The following is a 20,998-nucleotide window of genomic DNA, read 5'->3' on the forward strand; positions in this document are numbered from 1 at the left end:
CTTTTTAAACCTATCATTACAATTCAGCCTATGGCTGAATTGTAATGATTTATGCACAGAAATTATGCTTTCAACATAATTTCGCGCATGTATATCTCGGGTTTTCTGTGACTTTCGCTTTGCTTCACTCACAAAAAACGCCTCGCGGTACCAAAGGCTGAACTGTAACAACCTATCATTTTTATCTATACTGATTAATTTATTAACTAACATAATCAGTAAATAAAAGTGATACGAATTCTGAATCGGCCCCCATATGTTAGATTTTTGTCTCTAACTCATGAGGGCCGGTTCATTCCAATCTCTTGGAGTATCCTTTATTATTTATTGTATTGTATTTTATGATTCGAGCTACAGCAGTCAATTTTATATTACGGTTCAATCAATTTGCACATTTTATATTTGAACCAAGTGATGCAGGCAATAGCTTCGACTGTTAACTTTTTATAATTCTTTATAGGAGGCACAATTATCACACATACTCTATATATTTTCCTTTTTCTCCATCCCGCAGCCGCTGCAGCCGCTGCAGCCGCTGCAATTACACCCTGATTGGACTCCTCTTTTATGAGACCTCACGCTTCTTACAATGATACTTACAACCAAGATTGTTACAGTGGCAGCTATGATATAATTGATCATCGCATTTTTCCTCCTCTGCTTTCTTTTCACTCTTTATGACTATAGAAAGATTTTGAACATCAAAACCTTGTTCCAGAAGTTCCTTTTTTAAAAGTTCAAACCATTCACCTTTGTTTAAATTAACTGCATGTTTAGTCTTTTCGTCAACAAAAATAATCTGCTGATCTTGTTTTAATTCAAGATTCTCATAATTGATCAGATAAAGGTTTTTGCGGTTTATAACACCTAAATCCTCCAGGGTTTTGACCATTCGGTATACAGTTGCAATACCTACAGTCGTATCTTTTTTTACCGCTTTATAATATATCTCCTTACAGCTGGAACACTCATCTTCTAATATGGTATCAATCAGCAGTTTTCTTTGCTCCGTTATTCGGTAACCGCTTTTACGCAACTGTTCTAAAATCACTTCTCTTTTATGAATTTTAACTAAGATCGGTTCCTTATCTGACTTCATTTTCATAGTTCACTCCCGTCCACCCGCCTAAGCAGGTATAAAGATCAGAGGTGTGTAATATTATATCACACAACACCCAATACGACCGCTTTCGCAGATTTTTTGCAGGGGGGATGCCCGTTTACCGGGCATTTATCTAAAAGTTAATTTGAATTAAAATATGATATTTCCTATATTGTATATTAAAAATGCCACGATCCAGGCAGTTAACATCTGAAATCCTACTGTTTTTAATGTCCATTTTAAAGATCCCATTTCTCTTCTAATCGCACCTACCGCTGCAAAACATGGCATACATAATAAGTTAAAAGCCATATAGGAATATGCGGACACTTTTGTAAATACTTCTGAAACTCCCGGAAGAGCTGCACTTCCTTCTGCCGCAGCTGCTGCCACATCATCGGAGGCACCAAATAAAATTCCAAAAGTTGAAACAATATTTTCCTTGGCGATAAATCCGGTAAATGTTCCTACCGCTGCTCTCCAGTTGCCAAAACCAAGAGGAATAAAGAGAAACTTAAATGCATTACCTATATAAGCTAAAAAGCTGTCTTCCATATCACACATACCGCTGAAATTAAAGTTTGATAACAACCATATTAAAACTGTTGAAGTGAAAATAATTGTACCTGCCTTTATAGCAAATCCTTTCACCTTATCCCAGGCATGAATTAAAATACTTCTTAAGGTTGGTATTCTGTATTGGGGAAGTTCCATAATAAAATTGGAGATATCACCTTTGAACATTGTTCTGCTTAAGATTATACCGCTTAAGATAGCAACAGCTAATCCAAGGAAATAAATAGAGTAAACCACTATTGTTTGATTATCATTCGGAAATAGTGTTGCTGCAAACATAAGATAAATCGGTAATTTTGCGCCACAGGACATAAATGGAGTTATCATCATGGTAAGTCTTCTGTCTTTTTCATTTTCAAGTGTTCTGGACGCCATAAGAGCAGGTACAGAACAACCAAAACCCATCAGTAATGGTATAAAAGATTTACCCGATAAACCAAATCTGCGGAAAATACGATCCATAACAAAGGCAACTCTTGCCATATAACCGCTATCTTCCATAAAGGACATCAGTAAGAACAAAACTAATATTTGAGGTAGAAATGATATAACACCGCCAAGGCCGGCTAAGATACCGTCTACTACTAAGGATACCGCCCAGTCTGCACCACCGGCATTTACAATAAAGTCTTCTATCGTTGTAGTAAGAGGTCCATCCCAGAATTCGGTAACCAAGCCCTGCAGCCAGGCTCCGACACCGATCGGACTATCACCAAAGGTTATGGCAAACATAACATACATGATAACAGCAAATAACGGAATAGCAAGGAATCGGTTGGTTAATATCTTATCCAGTTTATCGGAGGTGGTTTCCACATGTCCGGTATGTTTTTTCTTTACTGATTCTTTCACTGTTTTTGCTATAAACTGATATCGCAAATCCGCAATTTTTGCTTCAGCATCTCCATCGGCATGTTTTTCTGCTTCTTTTACAACATCCTCCACTTGGAGTCTCACGGAATCAGAAAGGTTGTTTGTAACAATTTCATCCCCCTCTAATATCTTAATTGCTTTCCATTGCCTTTCCTCGGAATCTTTATCTTCTAAGATTTCTTCAATTCTTAAAACGGCAGAATCTATATTACTGTCAAAGATATTAAGTTTACCGGGTTTCGTACCTTTCTTTGCCGTATCAATAGCAGCATCCATAAGTTCTTTTAATCCTTTGCCGGTACGTGCAGCAATCGGAATTACCTTAACGCCCAACACTTTAGATAGTTTATCACAGTTGATTACATCTCCTCTTGCCTCTACTTCATCCATCATGTTAAGAGCAATAACTACAGGGATCTGTGTCTCAAGAATCTGTAACGTCAGATATAAATTACGTTCCATGCTGGTACCGTCAACGATATTTATAACTGCATTAGGTTTTTCTTTTACTATGTAATCTCTGGCAACGATTTCTTCTGCCGAATACGGTGATAAGGAATAGGTGCCTGGCAGATCAAGTATAGTGACCTCTTTGTCCCTTTTGTAAATACCCTCTTTTTTATCAACCGTAACCCCTGGCCAGTTACCAACATGCTGCTTTGATCCGGTTAATTCATTAAATAAGGTTGTTTTACCGCAGTTAGGATTACCTGCTAATGCTATGGAATAATTCATTTTAAGTTCTCCTTCATTATTATCTAGTACTTCTGATTTATTTCAATCTGTTCAGCTTCGTTTTTGCGTAAACTCAACTCATATCCCCGGATGTTTACTTCAATCGGATCACCTAAGGGTGCAACTTTAATCACTTTAATTATAGCTCCCGGAGTGACCCCCATGTCCATAATTCTGCGTCTGACCGGCCCCTTTTCTCCAATTCCTGTTACCTTACCTTCCTGTCCCGGTTTTAAGTCTCTTAATGTCATGTTATTTTCCTCCTAAGCTACCATGATTTTGGATGCCAAACCTTTATTAATTGCAACTCTTACGCCTTTTACCAGGAGAATTAAACCGCTTTCATTCTCAGATAACAATTTCACGCTTTCACCTTTTACAAAACCCATATCCTGCAGGTGCCTTTTTATATCCTCTTTTCCCGTAAAATCAATTATTACTTTTGTCTCTCCTAAATTAGCAAATGCTAACGACATAATTTCCACTCTCCTTTTATATTTTGCGAATGATTATCATTTGCAAATATTATATGTCTTATTGATAAACATGTCAATACTATAATTGAAAATAATTATCAATAACATTTACTCTCTGATAAAAAATATAAAAAAAACAACTAATAAATTCTTTTTTTTGAATTAATTAGCTGCTTTTAATATTCGATGTGTACCCGAATTATTTCGATCTCTATCCTTAACTAGATACCCTTTTTCTGGCCAGCCAGGTAATTGATAAACTGCTGGGCTGTTCTGCCGGAACGTCCGCCATGGCTCATTTCCCACATATTTGCCTGTGCACATAATTCTTCTTCGCTTAAGGATAACCCATTTATCTGTTTCGCAAGACCTTTTACAATTTCATAGTATTCTTTCTGATTCGGTGCCGAGTAATTAATCGTAATTCCAAATCTGGCAACCAGCGATAATTTCTCTTGCATAGTATCCGAATGGTGTAATTCATCTTTGGATATATCTGAACGGTCACTCCAGGTTTCTCTTATTAAATGTCTTCGGTTGGATGTTGCATAAATTAGAATATTATCCGGTTTGGTTTCAAGTCCTCCCTCAATTACTGCCTTCAGATATTTATATTCGATTTCAAATTCTTCAAAGGACAAATCATCCATATAAATAATGAATTTATAATTCCGGTTTTTTACCTGTGCAATAACGGAAGATAAATCTTCAAATTGATGTTTATAAATTTCAATCATTCGAAGGCCCCTTGAATAATACTCATTTAAAATAGCTTTTACGCTGGTGGATTTGCCCGTTCCGCTGTCACCAAATAATAGAACATTATTTGATTTTCTGCCCTCTACAAAAGCTTCCGTATTATCAATCAGTTTTCTCTTTTGAATTTCATAACCCACAAGATCGGATAAACGAATGTCATCCGTATTGGTAATCGGATATAAAGCTACTCTCCTTTCTTCCTGTCTGACACGAAAAGCCTTATTTAAACCAAATTTACCGACACCATATTCTCTATAAAAATCCGTAACAATAGATAATAATTCATCTTCATTATGAGCCTGTTCCATCTGACTACTTAAGAAACGTACCTTATCACTTACATTTTTGTTATATCTTTTACCGTTTTTTACAACTGCCTGGTAGTTTAATATAATACTAAAACAATTAACACCTAATTCTTTTTCTATTTTACTGAAATCATAATCAAATAACTCTTTAAAAATTTTAAAATCACCTTTTGCAAATTGATTTACCGTGCCGTCCCTTTTACCTACTTTCTCACAGGTTATACTAAAAGGATTTTCATTTGTTGCTAAAATATAAGCTAAATAATTATGCCATAAATTCTGATCAAAGCCATATTCCGTTGCCAACTCCAGAAGGCGGTTTATTTGTGTATAGATCTTAGTTGTAATTGTCTCCTTTAGTACCGGATCCTTTGAATCAACCGGTAATCTTCTTAAGTCCTCTATGGCATCAGCCAGGGAAAATAGGATGCTGTCTTGTCCTAAATTACGGTATATTACTAATTTTGATATTTTATTGTACATATTCTGCTCCTCTAGTCTGGTATAATTATTCATATTAAGGACTATTATAGCACTTATAAAAGTACGCAACAAGTAAAAAAGGCTGAAGAATCCATGTTATCGGTTTCTTCGACCTTTTTTAATCAGCTCAGTTGTACTATTACTATTACATTCTATCCGGAGCGTCAAAACCAAGTAAATCAATACACGTTTCCAGGATGCCCTGCACCAATGATATTAAGGAAATCCAGGATTCCTGCTTAACTTTGTCCTCCTGCGCAATGATTTTATTTTCATGATAAAAACTGTTAAAGGCATTCGCAATATCATAAATGTACTGACAGATTTTATTTGGTGCATTTTCTTCGAAGCTATGCTCTATTATATCATTGAATTTGGTAACTTCAAGCATTAAACTGATTTCACCCGGTATATCAGATGAAATGATGCTCCCTGTATTATCAGGATCTTTTCCTGTTAACTCTTTGTATTTCATCAAAATCGATTTAATACGTACAATCGTATATAAGATATAGGGGCCGGTATTTCCCTCAAAGGAAATGAAACGGTCTATATCAAAAATATAATCTTTGGAAGTCTGGTTAGATAAATCACCGTATTTTAAGGCTGCGAGACCGACTTTCTTAGCAATACTTCTCGCTTCCTCGACTGACATCTCACGGTTTTCCATCATTTTATCATATACCGCATCATTAATACTCTGAATAAGGTTCTCAAGGCGCATTACCCCGCCATCTCTGGTCTTAAATGGTTTGCCGTCCTTCCCATTCATGGTACCAAATCCCAAAAAGGTAAGTTTAACTTTATCTTCCAGCAGTTTTGTCTTTTTCGCACAACGGAACACAGTTTCAAAATAAAGTTCCTGCCTTTTATCAACAATATAAGTAATGGCATCCGGGTCAAATAATTTCTTACGTTCCACCATAGTGGCTAAATCGGTGGTATTGTAAAGCGTAGCACCATCGGATTTTAGAATCATACAAGGCGGTATCTCCTTAGTATCCGTGTCTTCTTTTACATCTACCACCAATGCTCCTTCACTGATTCTGGTATAATTGTTTTCCTTTAAGTAAGCGATCATATCCGGAATATAAGGCTGTGCATCACTTTCCTTTTTCCATAAATCGAAACTTACATTCAGATTCTCGTAGTTTTTCTTTAAATCGGTTACGGATACATTAAGAATATGATTCCAAAGGGCATTATACCCCCGGTTACCGTTTTGTAACTGGAAGGTGGCATTTTTTGCTTCTTCCTTAAACTCCGGGTGTGCTTTGGAATATTCATTAGCGGCGGGGTATATTTCTTCTAATTCGGATATGGTAAAAGGTGCCTCTATGGGATATTCTCCTGTAAAATTTTCATCAAAATAAACTAAATCCGGCTGCCTTTTCTTAAGCTCTGTAATAATTAAACCCATCTGCAGACCCCAATCCCCCAGATGCACATCCCCGATTACATTATGTCCTAAAAATCTTCCGATTCTTTTAATACTTTCGCCGATAATTGCTGAACGAAGATGCCCTACATGCAGTGGTTTTGCAACATTCGGTCCGCCGTAATCGATAACTATAGTTTGAGGATTCTCTGCTTTCTCAGCTCCATATTGTTCTGTCTTGCTCATCTCATTTAAATATTCTGCCAGATAGGCAGTATTTAATGTAATATTAATAAATCCAGGCATAATTGCTTCAATCTTATCAAATGCTTTATTATCCTTTATAATATCCACAACTTCATTTGCAATCATGATGGGAGCCTTTTTATATAATTTTGCCGCTACTAACGCACCATTACACTGATATTGGCATAAATCCGGACGGTTGGACAAGGTAACCATACCGTACTTGCTGTCATAACCTTTCTTCTCAAATGCCTGCATTAATTCATCAGCAATTAAATCAATTAACTTTTTCATAAGTTCCTCCATTCAATCTCTGGGTCTTTTATAAATTAACCCAAATTTTCTTTCCTTATACCATTTCTTTCTTTAAAATACTCTACCATAATTATTTTCGGATGTAAATACATGAAAAATTATCCTTGACAATAAGTAACCGGTTACCTATAATAAGTGTAACCAGTTACTTATAATTAAGAAAGGAGTTATTAAGTTGGATCATATCGATAAAAAAGCATTCGTTTTTGGTTCCATATTCACTTTGGCAAACCGTCTGCAGATTTTGGGAGATAAATTTGACCCAAATCTGACGATAAAGCAATGGCTTTTACTGGCCGGTATAGCCGAAAGTATAAAATCAACCCCGTCCTTAAGTGAGGTTGCCGAATTAATAGGGAATTCCAGACAGAATGTAAAGAAAATGGCTTTAATATTAGAGCGCGAAGGGTTTATTCAATTAAAAAAAGACTCTGAAGATGCCAGAATACTGCATCTGGAACTCACAGAAAAATGTAAGGAATATTTTATAAACCGGGAAAAGCGGGAAACGGAATTTTTAGAGCAGGTATATCAGGGATTTGATGCGGATCTGTTGGATGGATTATATGCAGGTCTACTCAAAATGGAAGATAACATAAAAGGAATGGAGCAAATCAATGAAAACGAAGAAAAGGAGTAGGAAATATATGTTTGTCATCATAGCGGTTATTATAGTTATCATATCATTAATTATCTTATTTTTTAAACTGCCTGGTTCCAAAACGAAAAAGGAATTTTATGCTCTAATGAAAGACAGAATTTCAGATACTGTACCTGCAAGCGGTATTTATACGGAAGCTGATATAAAAAACCTGCCCGGCCCGCTTAAGAAATATTTCCGCTACTGCGGTTATCTGGGTAAACCTAAAAACTCTTCAATGAAAGCTGTTTTCAAAGACGTCGATTTCCATATGTCTAATAAAGGTAAAAAATCTGAAATAAAGATTGATTATACGCAATATAATTTTGCAAACAAACCTGAGCGCTTTGCTTATATTGACTCTGCCCTTTATGGTATTCCTTTTGAAGGTTTTGATTCCTACCAGAACGGAATTGGCAGCATGAAAGGTGTTATCGGAAAGGTTATCACTTTATTTGACCAGCGGGGTGAAGCTATGGATAAAGCCTGTCTGGTAACCTTTCTGGCTGACTGCCTTTTATTTCCGGGGGCTGCCTTACAGGATTACATCTCCTGGGAAGAAATCGATGATACCCATGCAAAAGCTTCCATAACCTATTATGGGATATCAGCAGCTGGAATTTTTACCTTTGATAATAACGGCGCAATGTTGTCTTTTAGAACCGGCGACCGTGCGTCCATAGAAATGGACGGAACCACCAAAGTTGCTGAATGGTCTGCCGTCTGCCGTAACTATCAGCTTGTTAACGGTTTATTGCAGCCAACGGAATTTCAGGCAATATGGCATTATCCGGAAGGTGATTTTGTTTATTTCCATGGAAAAAATGCAAAAATCGAACTCAGATAAAGCAACCGCATTTACTTAGAACGGAAGTTTAATTTTATTATTGTGATTCAGCCTTATTCAGATTTACACCCATGGTTTCGCCCTTTTCGTGGTAATATGTCCTGAATTATAAGGCTTTCTTTCTATCGTTACATATTCTTTATCTGTGCCGTAATATGTCCCCAAGGTGTATGTAATACATTGCAGATTCAATCTTTCCTATGCTGCACCTGCATTCATTTCACTTACCAGTTCCTTTGAGAAATATTTCATAGATCGTAATTGCACTTAGAACCAGAAAGAGACTGTAGCAAAATCTTAGATTTTGTTACAGTCTCTAATTATAGCTTGCTGTCACATTAGTGACAATAGATTTTTTTATATATCGGCCGGCAATGGTTATTGCATCGGCATAATAATTGCCGCTATAATATAAGCAATCACACCCGTACCGCCCATGAAACATAATAAAGCCCATAATAATCTGACTACCGTCGGATCAAGATTAATGTATTCGGCAATACCACCGCATACACCTGCAATCATTTTGTTTGAATTTGACCTGTACAATCTTTTCTGTTCCATATTTATTTCCTCCTATTTTTGAATTTCCAATGCTATCTTACCAATTCCACAATCCAAATCAAAACTGTTTTTTGCATTATTATTAGTCTTATGTTTGGAATTAACTCCGCTGTAACTGTTATCATTAATTATAACAGTTCCTATTCCGCAGTCAACATTATAATTGTAATCATTTTCATTTCCGTTAATAGCAAGACTGACATTACCGATACCGCATGTCACAAGACTATCACCGTTAATAACACCTGCGGCGGTAAGGTTTCCTACTCCACAGTTAATATTCGCATCCTGTGCACTTATATTCTCAATAACCAATTGACCCGTATCAATGGAATAAGAAGATTTTTCACTGGCCGATAATTCTTCTATATGCAAACTTCCTGCACCAACATCAATATCGGCGTTTTTAGAACTTAGTCGCTCCGCTTTTATAGTACCTGCATTAAGTATAATATCCAGATTCTCAAAAACAAAATCTTCAGGGATGGTTAGTTCAATATTAGCAGCACGAAATGGGTGATTTACTGAATCTGATATTTCGACTCCAAAAATGGAAAATTCGCTCCTGTTATCATCTCTGTTATCCCCTATTTTCCACACTCCTTCATTAACAGTACTATAATAATCATTACTGCCAATGTTATCTACCTGAATATCAAAATGTTCTCCCTCTTTAATAGATACTGTACCATAGGATATATCCAGTGCTAATGATTTCACATCTCTTAAATTGTTTGTATTACCGGAAGATCTAATCCCTGTATTACCCTCCGTACCTTTACTTTCTGTATTATCTGAAATCAACTCGTTTTTATCTTCTTCAGCCTCCTTATTACTCCAATCGTTTTTGTCCCAATCATCCCTGTCTTCTTTATCAGAATTTGACCATCTGCCAGAATGATAATTATTATTTCCGAATGGTATATTAAAATTCTCCCAATTACTAAAAATAGTGTTATCCATACTGAAACTGATTAATATTAAAAACAACCCCAGAAGTATGGATATTCCGGCTATTTTCAAACAATTTTTTATGAATGCATTCATGCCGCTGCCCTCCTATTCCGAAAGGGAAGTCTGCATAAATTAAGGAATCCGTGTATAACTACCGGCATAACCTTTGTACTAAGAGCAATGGTAGCCATAATAAACAGCAGTCCAAGACCAAATAATAGTAATCCTCCGCCCGTAAAACAGATTCCAAGGACGGGAACCGTAAGCAGTTTAACGATTCCAACAATCGTTGCAGCAATCCCGGTAACCGTCAATACAATTGATACAATCACAAAAGCCAGCCAAAGGGAAGCCACTGTCGCAATTACCGCGATAAATATTCCAAACACCGCAGATACTATAGGTATACCAACAGGAATTGCGAATATACAAAGAAGTATAATTAATACTGCTTTTCCTGCACTGTTGGTACCCCCGGTATTATAGCTGTTTTGAGAATAACCATATTCGTTACTGTCTTGATTTGCTTTGTTATTATATCCACCGGCATAACCTGATCTCTGGGTATCCTCTTCTTTAAAACTATCGTCTTTTGCTTTTTTATCATTGCCATTCATTATTTCAAATTTAGGTTCTTTAAGCGTTTCATCTTCATATCCTTTTTCCGTAAAATATCCCCGGCTTTTTACTTCCTGTTCACTTGCATTTAGATCTGCCTTAATACTTGCGGCCACTTTCTCAGGTGAACCCAATTCCGATATGATACCCTCCTCTCTTTCCGGCCCGGCGTCTTCAAAATAATTCTCGTAATATTGAAGGGCCTCCATTCTTTCGTCCGCTGAAATTTCAGTTAATAAAACTTCCAGCTGTTTCATAAATTCATTCTTGGTCATTAAAAATTCACCCCCACGAACATATTATTAATTTTATTGCAATAAGATTTCCATTCTTCATAATACAGTCTAAGCTGTATTTTACCCTTATCGGTTATTTTATAGTATCTTCTGTTCCTGCCGTCAAATGCCAGATCATAAACCTCCAGACAGTCATCTTTTTGTAACCGCCTTAAAACCGGATACAAGGTGGATTCTGATATCTCTATAACCTGCCTTACATCCTGGGTAATTTTATATCCATAGGTTCCCTCTTTCTCTTTCGACACAACCGCAAGTACAATTGCATCGAGTAATGCAGCACCTGTATTAAATACCATAACATCTACTTCCTTTCATATTTATACTCCTAATTCACCCTCTATTCCCACTTAGTTTTACATTTCATTTAATTCATCCAATGCTATTTCATATTATATATTATACGCCGTATAATATTATTGATGAATATAATATACAATATTGAATAATATGTGTCAATTATTTTTTTGATAATAATAAAATTTTATTTTAAACTTATAGCTAAAACACACTTGAGTTTCGTTATATACCAAAAACACCTGACAAATTTTTGCTCATACTTAGCTTTCAGAATCATAACTACCGGCTAAGCCGGTAGTTTGTTCTGCCCCTATAAGGAGCTTTTACCGGCACTGGAGTCTAAAGACTCATAGTTGCTTGACCTTTTCAAAGGCTTCTCGGTCAATAATCGGTTCATGGGTGTTCTGAACAACAATCCAGTCTTTTTCGGGTACGGCTTCGATTTTGTGTATCTTGTAGCTTTTCACACGATTTCGCCCCTGTGCCATATCCCCAACATAGACGGGGTTTTTCAGCATATTGCTGATAGTAATGGTACTCCACATAGGCTGTGTCTGTCCGTTGGGGCATTTGTACTTTAATCCCTGACTTTGCTTGTAAACGGAAGGGCACATAACACCGTGGTCGTTTAGATGATTTACAATAGCCCTGACGGTCATACCGCTTAGACACATGGAAAAATCTGCTTTACTACTTCTGCGGCTTCGTGGTCTACCAACAAAGCGTGTTTATCATTGGGATCTTTGATGTAGCCATAGGGGGCATAGGAGCCGATAAATTCCCCATTGCGTTTCTTGTAGTCAAATACCTGACGGATTTTCTTTGAGGTCTGGTAGCAATACTGGTCGTTCATTACGTTTGTTATTGGAACGAGAATACTGGATACACTGTCAGGATTCAAATAACTGTCTACGCCCTCTGCCAAACTGATAAAGCGTACAATCATCTGAACAAACAAATTTTCAATCAGACTTCCTGCGTCCGTATAGTTACGGGAAAGGCGGGAAAGGTCTTTGACAATCATTTGACGGGTAGTGCCTTTTTTTATTTTTGCTTATAAGGTTTTTCTATTAGCTCATTTTTTCATAATGAGCTAATAGAAAAACCTGCCGCAAAAGGGCAGGTTTAGTACGAAATTTAACTTGGCGGCCAGGCTATCATCATGCGTTTGCACCTTAGACCCTTGGCTTTGCGTCCTTGCCTTTCGGAAAGTTTGCCCTTTACACAGCTATATTAATTTGTTGCGACTTCTATTTTTCAACTCCTATCAATTTTCCGTTTTCGTCATAAATTGTATGAACACTGATTTCACCACCGTCAACAGACTGATAGGTAAAAACTCCATCATCTTTTTTTTCGTCTATAAATTGTTTTACTAATTGTCCATTATAATAAACGTTACCCCTACCGCTTCCTTGTTGCTCTTTGTACTCAATCCCAAAATCCTTATACTTGGCAAACTTCTGTGCAAATGTTTCACCTCCTGATACACCTCCGGTGGCATATGTGACTGCATCAGAAGAGCCTTTCAAATCCTCCAAATTTCTTTGCTTAAATTCCTCTTGACTATATTTTACAATCCCCGTTAAGTCGCCAAAAGGATTTATACTTCCATCGCTATTTTCAATAACTTTGCGTGTTGTATGCACATCAACCGCACCTTCCTCGTTCAAATATTCATATCGTACGGATGATGTGTTATCGCCCAAGTCCACACCATCCCAAAAGTATCTTACAAGCTCATCATTAAAATACATCTTACCGTCTTTATCAAACGAAATGCCGTATGGGCCATATTCGGATAATAATTCCTGTTCCGTTGGAGTATTTAAGACAGCCTGTAAATGTTCATCCCCTGATGAAACTACATATGTCGTTTGCGCTTCGGGAACTGCTGATGAATTGGCTGCAAATGCCGCACCCGTCCCCAATGTTCCTGCTAATACTAAGCAGAAAATAACAGCTCCTGCTTTCTTTTTGCTTGTGTCCATAATGGAAAATATTCTTTTTTTCATACCTTTCTTACCTCCATAAAAATTTGTTGAGAATGCCGTTTGCATTCTTGATTGATTTTTGATAACACCAATGATGGTTTCACTGTATTGTTGCCTCGTGCCAATATCTGTTTTGCTTACTACCTCCGCATCACATGATATTTCGCATTGTGACGCGATGGCCTTTGCCATCACATACATTACAGGATTAAACCAGTGAACGGCGGTTGCAAAAAGTACCAGACTTTTATACCACAAATCCTTACGTTTGAAGTGTACCAATTCGTGTTTGAGGATGTATGACCGTTCATCCGCTGAAAAGTCAGACCACGGCAACAAGATTGTAGGTCTTACAAAACCGATCATCATTGGGCTTGAGATACAGGAGCATATTTGCAGTTTAACTGGTGTGGTTATTCCCATATCTACTTTAATCTTTTGTAAGGTATCATTCATTTGCTTATCAGGCTGTCCGTTCCATCGGTTTACCATTCTAAGAAATCGAAAATGCTTTAACCCGTGATAAACCATAAAGGCAAAAAGTCCGGCAATCCATAGGCATATACCAATTAGATACCATGAAATTGCCGATAGCGCTTGTGATGGTGTATTGGTTGGAATTGTTGAATCAATAATATTCCCAGCGTTTCCAGGTATGATTTGCTGGATATAATCGGGCGCGGCATTCATCTGAATAAATGCTGTGTCGGGATGAACCCGGAATGGAATGATTAAACCTACCACAAGCACTAACCAGATATAATACAACCATTTTGCAGAATATCTTTTTGACAGCCATGGGGTAGCGGCAATGAAACCCAATACAAGCACTGACATGGTAACAGAGCATTCTATCAATGCAGTCATAAATTCCCGCATATCAAATCCTCCGTTCTTTCACCCATTTCATCAGTTCTTCAATATCGGCATCGTTAAGCTGCTTCCCATCATAAAGGGTATTGACAAAGCTAAGAAATGAGTTTTCATGATAAAGTTTCATAAAGTTACCTGTTTCAAATTTCAGATAGTCCTCTTTGTCTACAAGCGGGAAATAGGTGCGCTCCTTACCGTTTTTCTCCGTCCGCAAAAAGCCCTTTTCCACCAGTCTAAGCATCAGTGAAATTACAGTTGGCGCTTTCCATTCACGCTCATTGCCTAACGTTTCCATAATCATGTTAGTTGTGATGGGCGGCTCGTTCGCCCACACCACCTTCATAATCTCAAATTCCGTGTCAGGCAGTTTTTTAAAGTTACTCATTCATATCATCTCCTTTTTAGGCAATTGCCTATATTCGTATTTTACACTTGCCTAAAACGAATGTCAATAGTGTTGAGAAATATTTTTTACAATTGTCTAAAATATATTCGACGGGATTTGCAAAATTAAATTTGGGGTTGATACCCATAATATCAGCTTGATAAACTTCATAAAAATTCTCCTTTCATTGAATGGCCTTATTGTTGTATCCTACCTATATTTTACCATTCTGGGCAGGGCTCAACAATGTTGTCGAGGGTTTGTAAATGTTAAAGTAGTAGACAGCCCACCTGCATAGCAGGTGGTTTAAAAAAAGATTGCTATACAAAAAAAGCTATTGCAATTCATAATTATGAATTACAACAGCCTCTTTTAATTAATAAAATTATTATTACTATAGTGTTGTCTTAAAACTTTATTTACAATTTCTGCATGCACCGCAAGCGCTGGGAGCCGCCGCCAATCCCCCTAATGCAGTTTCCCGCAATTCATGGGGAATACTGCGTCCCACATTATACATAACAGAAACAGCCTCATCAAAAGGAATTATGTTTTTTATACTGCTTAATGCAATCTCCGAACAGACTAAAGCATTGGATACACCCATAGCATTTCTTTGCTGACAGGGTGCCTCTACCAGTCCCCCGATGGGATCACAAACGAGACCTAAGAGGTTGGCAATAGCACTGGTTGCCGCATGCAGACACTGTCTGGGTGTACCTCCCATTATCTCCGTAATAGCTGATGCGGCCATAGCTGATGCGGAGCCTACTTCTGCCTGGCAGCCGCCCTCCGCTCCGGCTACGGTCGCATTATAAGCTATGAGATAACCTATTGCCCCAGCGTTAAACAACGCTTTGATTAGTACTTCATCCGGAAGATTCATCTCCTCCTGAATTGCTAAAAATGCTCCGGGTATTACTCCGGACGATCCTGCTGTCGGTGCTGCAACAATTAACCCCATTGAGCTGTTCACTTCAAGAACTCCCATAGCATATGTGATTGCCTTTGACATTAAGGAACCGCAAACCGGAGAATTACCCTCAAGTCTCCGGCTGTTGATTCTCGCGGCCTCACCGCCGATTAAGCCGCCCATGGAAACAATATCACCTTTTAATGCTTCTTTTGCTGAGTTTTTCATAATGGACCAGGCATGCTCCATTTTTTTTAATACATCCTCTCTGCTATTCTCCAAATAATTTGTTTCACGAAGTATCATCACTTCTGAAATGCATATATTATTTTCATCGCATAATTTTATCAGTGCCTCACCGGTTGTAAAATTCATAGTTTAAGCTTCCTCTCCAGTTAGTTAATTTGAATCTTTTTATAATTTTTCTATTAAAAATGCATCGAAAACACTTTGGAATTCTTCTATTTTATCAATGACATCTTCGTTAATGGGCTGGTCTGTTTCAATAATAGAATATGCTATAGTTCCTTTATTTTCCCTGTATAACTTCATAAATGCTATATTTATATCAAACTGACTTAACACATTGGTAACACCGGCTACCACTCCCGGCAGATCTTTATGCCTTATAACTAATGTGTGATAATCTCCTGATAAATCAATGTCAACACCATTGATTTTTTTAATAACTGCTCTTCCTCCTCCGATGGATACGCCGGTAATCGTAGTTTCTTCATCATTTTCATTTGTAATTATAATATCCACTGTATTGGGATGTATATCCTGTTTGGCGGAGTTGGTTTCGAAAATGTAATGCAGTCCGGCCTTTTTCGCATATTCAAAGGACTCTTTTATTCTATAATCCTCCGTATCAAATCCAAGCATTCCCCCCACTAATGCATGGTCCGTACCGTGACCCTGATAAGTCTCGGCAAATGAACCATATAATATGAATTTAACCTGTTTAATCGAACTTTTCACCATATTTTTAGCCAATCTGGCTATTCTAAGTGCTCCGGCCGTATGAGAACTGGAGGGGCCGATCATGTTAGGACCAATAATATCAAAAACGCTTATTTCTTTCGATGCATACATATTATGAACCTGTCAAAAATGTAATATCATTTATGACAATCTCCTTTCCGCACATTATTTATTATAAATATACCCGTAATTTACTTCTTTTAATTCGATATAAAATATAAATTTAAACCACTATTATTTTAACACTGATGCCCTCAATACACAATGCCACTTATATATAAAAAACTCCTATGCAGCTGATATGGCTGCATAAGAGTTTTTCCAGTACTTATTTCATATGAGATTCGTTTAAATAATTAATAAATCGTAAAAAGGCTTCCTGTCCTTCCCTGTTACGCTTGTATACACCGGCATGTTCTAAAACCCGGGAGAATACCAGACCGATTTCATCCTGAATAATTAGATCTATATTCGCTTCCGAAATATCCTGATATTTCGGAATAAATTCCTCAACCCATTTTTTGTGTTTAGAAATCATTTCATTGGAGCTTATATCTTTTCCTGAAAGTATATAAGATTTTAAAATCTCCATTTCTTCTTTTAACCTGGAGGGCAGAACCGCTAGTCCCATTACTTCAATTAACCCGATATTTTCTTTTTTTATGTGATGCAGTTCATCGTGGGGATGATAAACTCCAAAAGGATGTTCATTCGTAGTAACATTATTACGTAATACCAAATCCAGTTCAAAAAAGCTTCCAACTTTACGGGCAATCGGTGTTATTGTATTATGAGGTTCTAATTTTAATTTTTCAGAACTGGTACTCTCAGCTGTTTTATCAGCCGGAAGAAGATTTCCGTCCGAATCCGAATACGCATAGATAAAGGAAGCTTCATCGGTATAATTTCTCCAGCTGCATAAAATATAATCCCCAAGTTCTATGAGTAATTCTGCACTTTCCGCTTGCAGCCTGATAACAGACATGGGCCACTTTACAATACCTGCACGTACCTTTTCATATCCTTTTATACTTAGATATTTTTCTATTGGAGCTTTTGCCATGGCAAATTCATAATTACCGCCCTGAAAATGGTCATGTGTAAGTATGGAGCCGCCTACAATAGGTAAATCTGCATTGGAACCCACAAAGTAATGTGGAAATTGTTTTACAAAATCAAACAATTTACCAAATGCTGTTTTATCGATCTTCATTGGGGTATGGTCATAATTGAATACGATGCAATGCTCATTATAATAAACGTAAGGTGAATATTGGAATCCCCATTTCTGGTTATAAATCTGCACCGGAATAATTCTATGGTTTTGTCTGGCAGGATGATTTACTCTTCCTGAATAACCCACGTTTTCTTTACATAACAGACATTTCGGATAGCCGCTCTGTTTCATATGTTTGGCTGCGGCTATAGCCTTTGGATCTTTTTCCGGTTTTGATAAATTAATGGTAATATCAATATCTCCGTATTCCGTTTTTGTAACCCACTTAATATCCCGCGCTATACGGTAACGTCTTATGTAATCGGTATCCTGGCTGAACGTATAATAAAAGTCCGTAGCTTTTTTAGGGTTTTCCTTATACAAAGCCTGAAATTTCTTTATTACTTCCGATGGCTTAGGTACCAGTAATCCCATAATTTTAGTATCAAATAAATCTCTGTAAACAATACTGTTTTCCTTTAAAATTCCTTGTTCATATGCATAATCAAGCATGCCATTCAATATTTGTTCCAGTGAAATATCAGATTCCTTGGAAGTGACCGTTTCCTCCAATTCCTCCAGTCCAAATAATTCGAGCAGCTGGTTGATTGTATATATTTTATCCTGTTCTTCAATTAATCCTTTTTTTAAACCGTATGTAACCAGTGCTGTTATATATTGATTAATCATCATTTTCCTCATTCCCGCGCACGTTTTATGCGCATTTAAAATTTGCACCAAAATGCCAAGCATATTTTGGTTACGCAGGCACAAAATTTGGAGGTTCAAAGTAATTACTTTTTAACCTTTTCTTTCGGTTCTATAATTGAAAGCTTGCACCCGATTATCCGATACAAGCTTTTAAGCCAAACTATTCATTTTCTGTTATGATGGTGACTAATTGCTTTTGTATCCGTTTGGATGGGTTTTATGCCATTTCCAGGCAGAAGAAATAATTTCTTCAATATCCTCATGCTGAGGTTTCCAGCCCAAGACAGTTTTGGCTTTTTCACTGGAAGCAATCAGTTTGGCAGGATCTCCGGCTCTTCTTGGAGTAATCACTGCCGGTATTGGTGAATTCGTTACTTTTCTTGCTGCATCGATTACTTCATTTACAGTAAATCCCACACCGTTTCCAAGGTTAAAAATATTGCTTTCGTTGCCCTCCATCAGGTACTTTACCGCTAAGATATGAGCGGATGCTAAATCAGTAACATGAATATAATCACGAATACAGGTACCGTCTTTTGTGTCATAATCATCTCCATAGACACTGATGGATTCTCTTTTACCGTTCGGCACCTGAAGAATTAACGGTATCAGGTGAGATTCCGGATTGTGAGCTTCTCCGATATTGCCGCTTTTATGAGCACCGCAGGCATTAAAATACCGTAAGGAAACATAACGTAAACCGTGTGCTTTATCAACCCATTTAAACATTTTCTCCATAGACAGCTTAGTTTCACCATATGCATTAGTTGGTTCCGTACGATCTGTTTCTAAGATAGGTACTTTCTCCGGTTCTCCGTAAGTCGCTGCTGTGGAAGAGAATACGATTTTTTTTACATCATGGGCTACCATGGATTCCAGTAATACCTTGGTTCCGTTTAAATTATTATCATAGTACTTAAGTGGGTTTGTCATACTTTCTCCAACCAGGGAGTTTGCTGCAAAATGAATTACCGCATCTATCTTTTCCTTTTCAAAAACACTGTCAATAAATGCTCTGTTTCTGATATCTCCCTGATAAAAACGGGCCTTGGGATGAACTGCCTCTTTATATCCGGTCTCTAAGTTATCAACGATTACAACATCCTGACCTTGATCAATTAACTCATACACGGTGTGTGAGCCAATATAACCGGCTCCTCCTAAAACTAATACTGTCATATATTTACCTCACATTCTGCCGCTGAAAGCGGTATTCAATTAATATGTTCACTTATATTCTGCTTGGGCCATTACCGATATCTACTACATAAAAATCTGCTTTATATCCGATTTTTTCTTCATAGGTTTTTCCAACCTTATCTATAAAGTCCTGCACACAGTCATTTTCAACAATACTTACCGTACAGCCGCCAAATCCTGCACCTGTCATTCTGGAACCGAGTACACCTTTTTGCTGCCATGCTGTTTCTACCAGAGTATCCAACTCAATTCCGGTCACTTCATAATCGTCCCTGAGGGAAACATGGGATGCATTCATTAATTGGCCGAATTCAACTATTTTATTGGCCTTTAGGGCTTCCACCGCTTTTATTGTTCTCTGATTTTCATATACGGCATGTTTTGCTCTTTTTTTACGAATCGGATCAGCTATTGCCTCTTTATGCTTTTCAAATTCTTTTTCACTTAAGTCTCCAAGGGTTGCTATATCAATTACTGTCTGTAATTCCTTAAGCGCTTGTTCGCATTCGCTTCTTCTTTCATTATACTTAGAATCACCTAAGCCTCTTTTTTTATTACTGGAGATTATGACAATTCTGGCATTCTCTAGTTTAATGGGTGCATATTCACACGCTAAATTACTGGTATCTAAGAAGATAGCATTATCTTTTTTACCCATTGCAACAGCAAACTGATCCATAATGCCACAGTTTACTCCTATAAATTTATTTTCTGCAAACTGACTGATTAATGCCAGTTCAATCATATAGAGATTAAATCCAAACAGATCTTTTAGTAAATAACCGGTTAGAACTTCCAGGGATGCTGATGAAGATAATCCGGAGGCATTAGGTATATTGCCGAAATACAATACATCCATTCCCTGATCTATAGAATAACCTCTGTGTTTAAGAGCCCAAATAACTCCTTTCGGGTAATTTGCCCAGTCATCTTCCTTTTTCTTCGTTAATCCCTCCACACAAGAAGTGATTACTCCAAGATGTTCAAAGTTCATGGAATAAAAACGTAAGATCTTATCTTCCCTTTTTCTTACCACAGCATAAGTACCAATCGTCAGAGCACAGGGAAATACATGCCCTCCGTTATAATCGGTATGCTCTCCAATGAGGTTCACACGCCCGGGTGCAAAATAAACTGAAATCTCCCCGCCGTCACCAAATATTTCATTAAATTTCTGTAATAATTGTTCTTTCATACAGCACTCCTTTTACAATTCTTTCTCTTTATAGAAAGCAGGTATTCCAAATCATTC

General features: G+C 37.2%; 22 protein-coding genes and 1 riboswitch. Of the genes, 2 read left to right on the forward strand and 20 right to left on the reverse strand.

All coding sequences use genetic code 11. The features are described 5' to 3' along the window. Window positions 1-483: 483 nt before the first annotated feature. The 7 genes from RBU59_RS28745 to argS all read right to left on the reverse strand — a co-directional run bounded on the left by RBU59_RS28745 (window position 484) and on the right by argS (window position 7,230). On the reverse strand, window positions 484-642 hold the full coding sequence (locus RBU59_RS28745; protein WP_442871700.1) for a FeoB-associated Cys-rich membrane protein: 159 nt from the start codon (window positions 640-642) through the stop codon (window positions 484-486). Further along, the gene (locus RBU59_RS04265; RefSeq protein WP_308146638.1) at window positions 566-1,105 is read right to left on the reverse strand and encodes a transcriptional repressor; all 540 of its coding nucleotides are present in this window, start codon (window positions 1,103-1,105) and stop codon (window positions 566-568) included. Before RBU59_RS04265 ends, RBU59_RS28745 begins: the two co-directional genes overlap by 77 nt. Window positions 1,106-1,252: 147 nt before the next feature. Next, window positions 1,253-3,286 carry a ferrous iron transport protein B gene (gene feoB / locus RBU59_RS04270; RefSeq protein WP_308146639.1) on the reverse strand — a complete coding sequence of 678 codons (2,034 nt, stop codon included), beginning with the start codon at window positions 3,284-3,286 and terminating at the stop codon, window positions 1,253-1,255. A 23-nt stretch (window positions 3,287-3,309) separates the two neighbouring features. Next, on the reverse strand, window positions 3,310-3,537 hold the full coding sequence (locus RBU59_RS04275; RefSeq protein WP_308146640.1) for a FeoA family protein: 228 nt from the start codon (window positions 3,535-3,537) through the stop codon (window positions 3,310-3,312). 12 nt (window positions 3,538-3,549) lie between these two features. Next, on the reverse strand, window positions 3,550-3,762 hold the full coding sequence (locus tag RBU59_RS04280; RefSeq protein ID WP_308146641.1) for a FeoA family protein: 213 nt from the start codon (window positions 3,760-3,762) through the stop codon (window positions 3,550-3,552). Between the two features lie 221 nt (window positions 3,763-3,983). Next, the gene (locus RBU59_RS04285) at window positions 3,984-5,312 is read right to left on the reverse strand and encodes an ATP-binding protein (protein ID WP_308146642.1); all 1,329 of its coding nucleotides are present in this window, start codon (window positions 5,310-5,312) and stop codon (window positions 3,984-3,986) included. A 145-nt stretch (window positions 5,313-5,457) separates the two neighbouring features. Then, window positions 5,458-7,230 (reverse strand): arginine--tRNA ligase, encoded by a 1,773-nt coding sequence (gene argS, locus RBU59_RS04290; RefSeq protein ID WP_308146643.1) that lies wholly within the window; start codon window positions 7,228-7,230, stop codon window positions 5,458-5,460. A gap of 196 nt (window positions 7,231-7,426) precedes the next feature. Here argS and RBU59_RS04295 point away from each other — a divergent pair, with 196 nt between their 5' ends. Together RBU59_RS04295 and RBU59_RS04300 are read left to right on the forward strand one after the other, a co-directional pair. Continuing rightward, on the forward strand, window positions 7,427-7,891 hold the full coding sequence (locus RBU59_RS04295) for a MarR family winged helix-turn-helix transcriptional regulator (RefSeq protein WP_308146644.1): 465 nt from the start codon (window positions 7,427-7,429) through the stop codon (window positions 7,889-7,891). Then, the gene (locus RBU59_RS04300; protein ID WP_308146645.1) at window positions 7,869-8,738 is read left to right on the forward strand and encodes a DUF6544 family protein; all 870 of its coding nucleotides are present in this window, start codon (window positions 7,869-7,871) and stop codon (window positions 8,736-8,738) included. The genes RBU59_RS04295 and RBU59_RS04300 overlap by 23 nt, the downstream gene beginning before the upstream one ends. A 378-nt stretch (window positions 8,739-9,116) precedes the next feature. Here the strand turns inward: RBU59_RS04300 and RBU59_RS04305 are convergent, their stop codons facing one another. The 13 genes from RBU59_RS04305 to RBU59_RS04360 form a co-directional block, all read right to left on the reverse strand. Next, window positions 9,117-9,302 carry a PspC domain-containing protein gene (locus RBU59_RS04305; protein ID WP_308146646.1) on the reverse strand — a complete coding sequence of 62 codons (186 nt, stop codon included), beginning with the start codon at window positions 9,300-9,302 and terminating at the stop codon, window positions 9,117-9,119. A 12-nt stretch (window positions 9,303-9,314) separates the two neighbouring features. Beyond that, window positions 9,315-10,349 (reverse strand): DUF4097 family beta strand repeat-containing protein, encoded by a 1,035-nt coding sequence (locus tag RBU59_RS04310; RefSeq protein ID WP_308146647.1) that lies wholly within the window; start codon window positions 10,347-10,349, stop codon window positions 9,315-9,317. Further along, the gene (locus RBU59_RS04315) at window positions 10,346-11,149 is read right to left on the reverse strand and encodes a DUF1700 domain-containing protein (RefSeq protein ID WP_308146648.1); all 804 of its coding nucleotides are present in this window, start codon (window positions 11,147-11,149) and stop codon (window positions 10,346-10,348) included. Before RBU59_RS04315 ends, RBU59_RS04310 begins: the two co-directional genes overlap by 4 nt. Continuing rightward, window positions 11,149-11,469: a PadR family transcriptional regulator gene (locus RBU59_RS04320; protein ID WP_308146649.1), complete on the reverse strand. Its 321-nt coding sequence runs from the start codon at window positions 11,467-11,469 to the stop codon at window positions 11,149-11,151. Before RBU59_RS04320 ends, RBU59_RS04315 begins: the two co-directional genes overlap by 1 nt. Window positions 11,470-11,817: 348 nt before the next feature. Then, a complete protein-coding gene (locus tag RBU59_RS28750) occupies window positions 11,818-12,144 on the reverse strand; it encodes a recombinase family protein (protein ID WP_330698479.1) in 327 nt (108 codons plus the stop codon). Next, window positions 12,135-12,494: a hypothetical protein gene (locus RBU59_RS28755; protein ID WP_330698480.1), complete on the reverse strand. Its 360-nt coding sequence runs from the start codon at window positions 12,492-12,494 to the stop codon at window positions 12,135-12,137. Before RBU59_RS28755 ends, RBU59_RS28750 begins: the two co-directional genes overlap by 10 nt. A 117-nt stretch (window positions 12,495-12,611) precedes the next feature. Then, window positions 12,612-12,698, reverse strand: a riboswitch (cyclic di-GMP riboswitch). Between the two features lie 22 nt (window positions 12,699-12,720). Beyond that, a complete protein-coding gene (locus RBU59_RS04330) occupies window positions 12,721-14,343 on the reverse strand; it encodes a M56 family metallopeptidase (RefSeq protein ID WP_308146650.1) in 1,623 nt (540 codons plus the stop codon). A 1-nt stretch (window position 14,344) separates the two neighbouring features. Continuing rightward, window positions 14,345-14,722: a BlaI/MecI/CopY family transcriptional regulator gene (locus tag RBU59_RS04335; RefSeq protein ID WP_308146651.1), complete on the reverse strand. Its 378-nt coding sequence runs from the start codon at window positions 14,720-14,722 to the stop codon at window positions 14,345-14,347. 415 nt (window positions 14,723-15,137) lie between these two features. Further along, complete coding sequence (gene sdaAA / locus RBU59_RS04340; RefSeq protein WP_308146652.1) at window positions 15,138-16,010, reverse strand: L-serine ammonia-lyase, iron-sulfur-dependent, subunit alpha; 873 nt, start codon at window positions 16,008-16,010, stop codon at window positions 15,138-15,140. Between the two features lie 39 nt (window positions 16,011-16,049). Beyond that, the gene (gene sdaAB / locus RBU59_RS04345; protein ID WP_308146653.1) at window positions 16,050-16,730 is read right to left on the reverse strand and encodes an L-serine ammonia-lyase, iron-sulfur-dependent subunit beta; all 681 of its coding nucleotides are present in this window, start codon (window positions 16,728-16,730) and stop codon (window positions 16,050-16,052) included. 217 nt (window positions 16,731-16,947) lie between these two features. Then, the gene (galT, locus tag RBU59_RS04350; RefSeq protein ID WP_308148542.1) at window positions 16,948-18,525 is read right to left on the reverse strand and encodes a UDP-glucose--hexose-1-phosphate uridylyltransferase; all 1,578 of its coding nucleotides are present in this window, start codon (window positions 18,523-18,525) and stop codon (window positions 16,948-16,950) included. Window positions 18,526-18,732: 207 nt separating this feature from the next. Beyond that, complete coding sequence (gene galE / locus RBU59_RS04355; RefSeq protein ID WP_308146654.1) at window positions 18,733-19,725, reverse strand: UDP-glucose 4-epimerase GalE; 993 nt, start codon at window positions 19,723-19,725, stop codon at window positions 18,733-18,735. 52 nt (window positions 19,726-19,777) lie between these two features. Further along, entirely contained in the window at window positions 19,778-20,941 is a 1,164-nt protein-coding gene (locus RBU59_RS04360) for a galactokinase (protein ID WP_308146655.1), read from the reverse strand. Between the last annotated feature and the right edge of the window lie 57 nt (window positions 20,942-20,998).

This window comes from Anaerocolumna sp. MB42-C2 (assembly GCF_030913705.1).
Classification (GTDB): domain Bacteria; phylum Bacillota; class Clostridia; order Lachnospirales; family Lachnospiraceae; genus Anaerocolumna.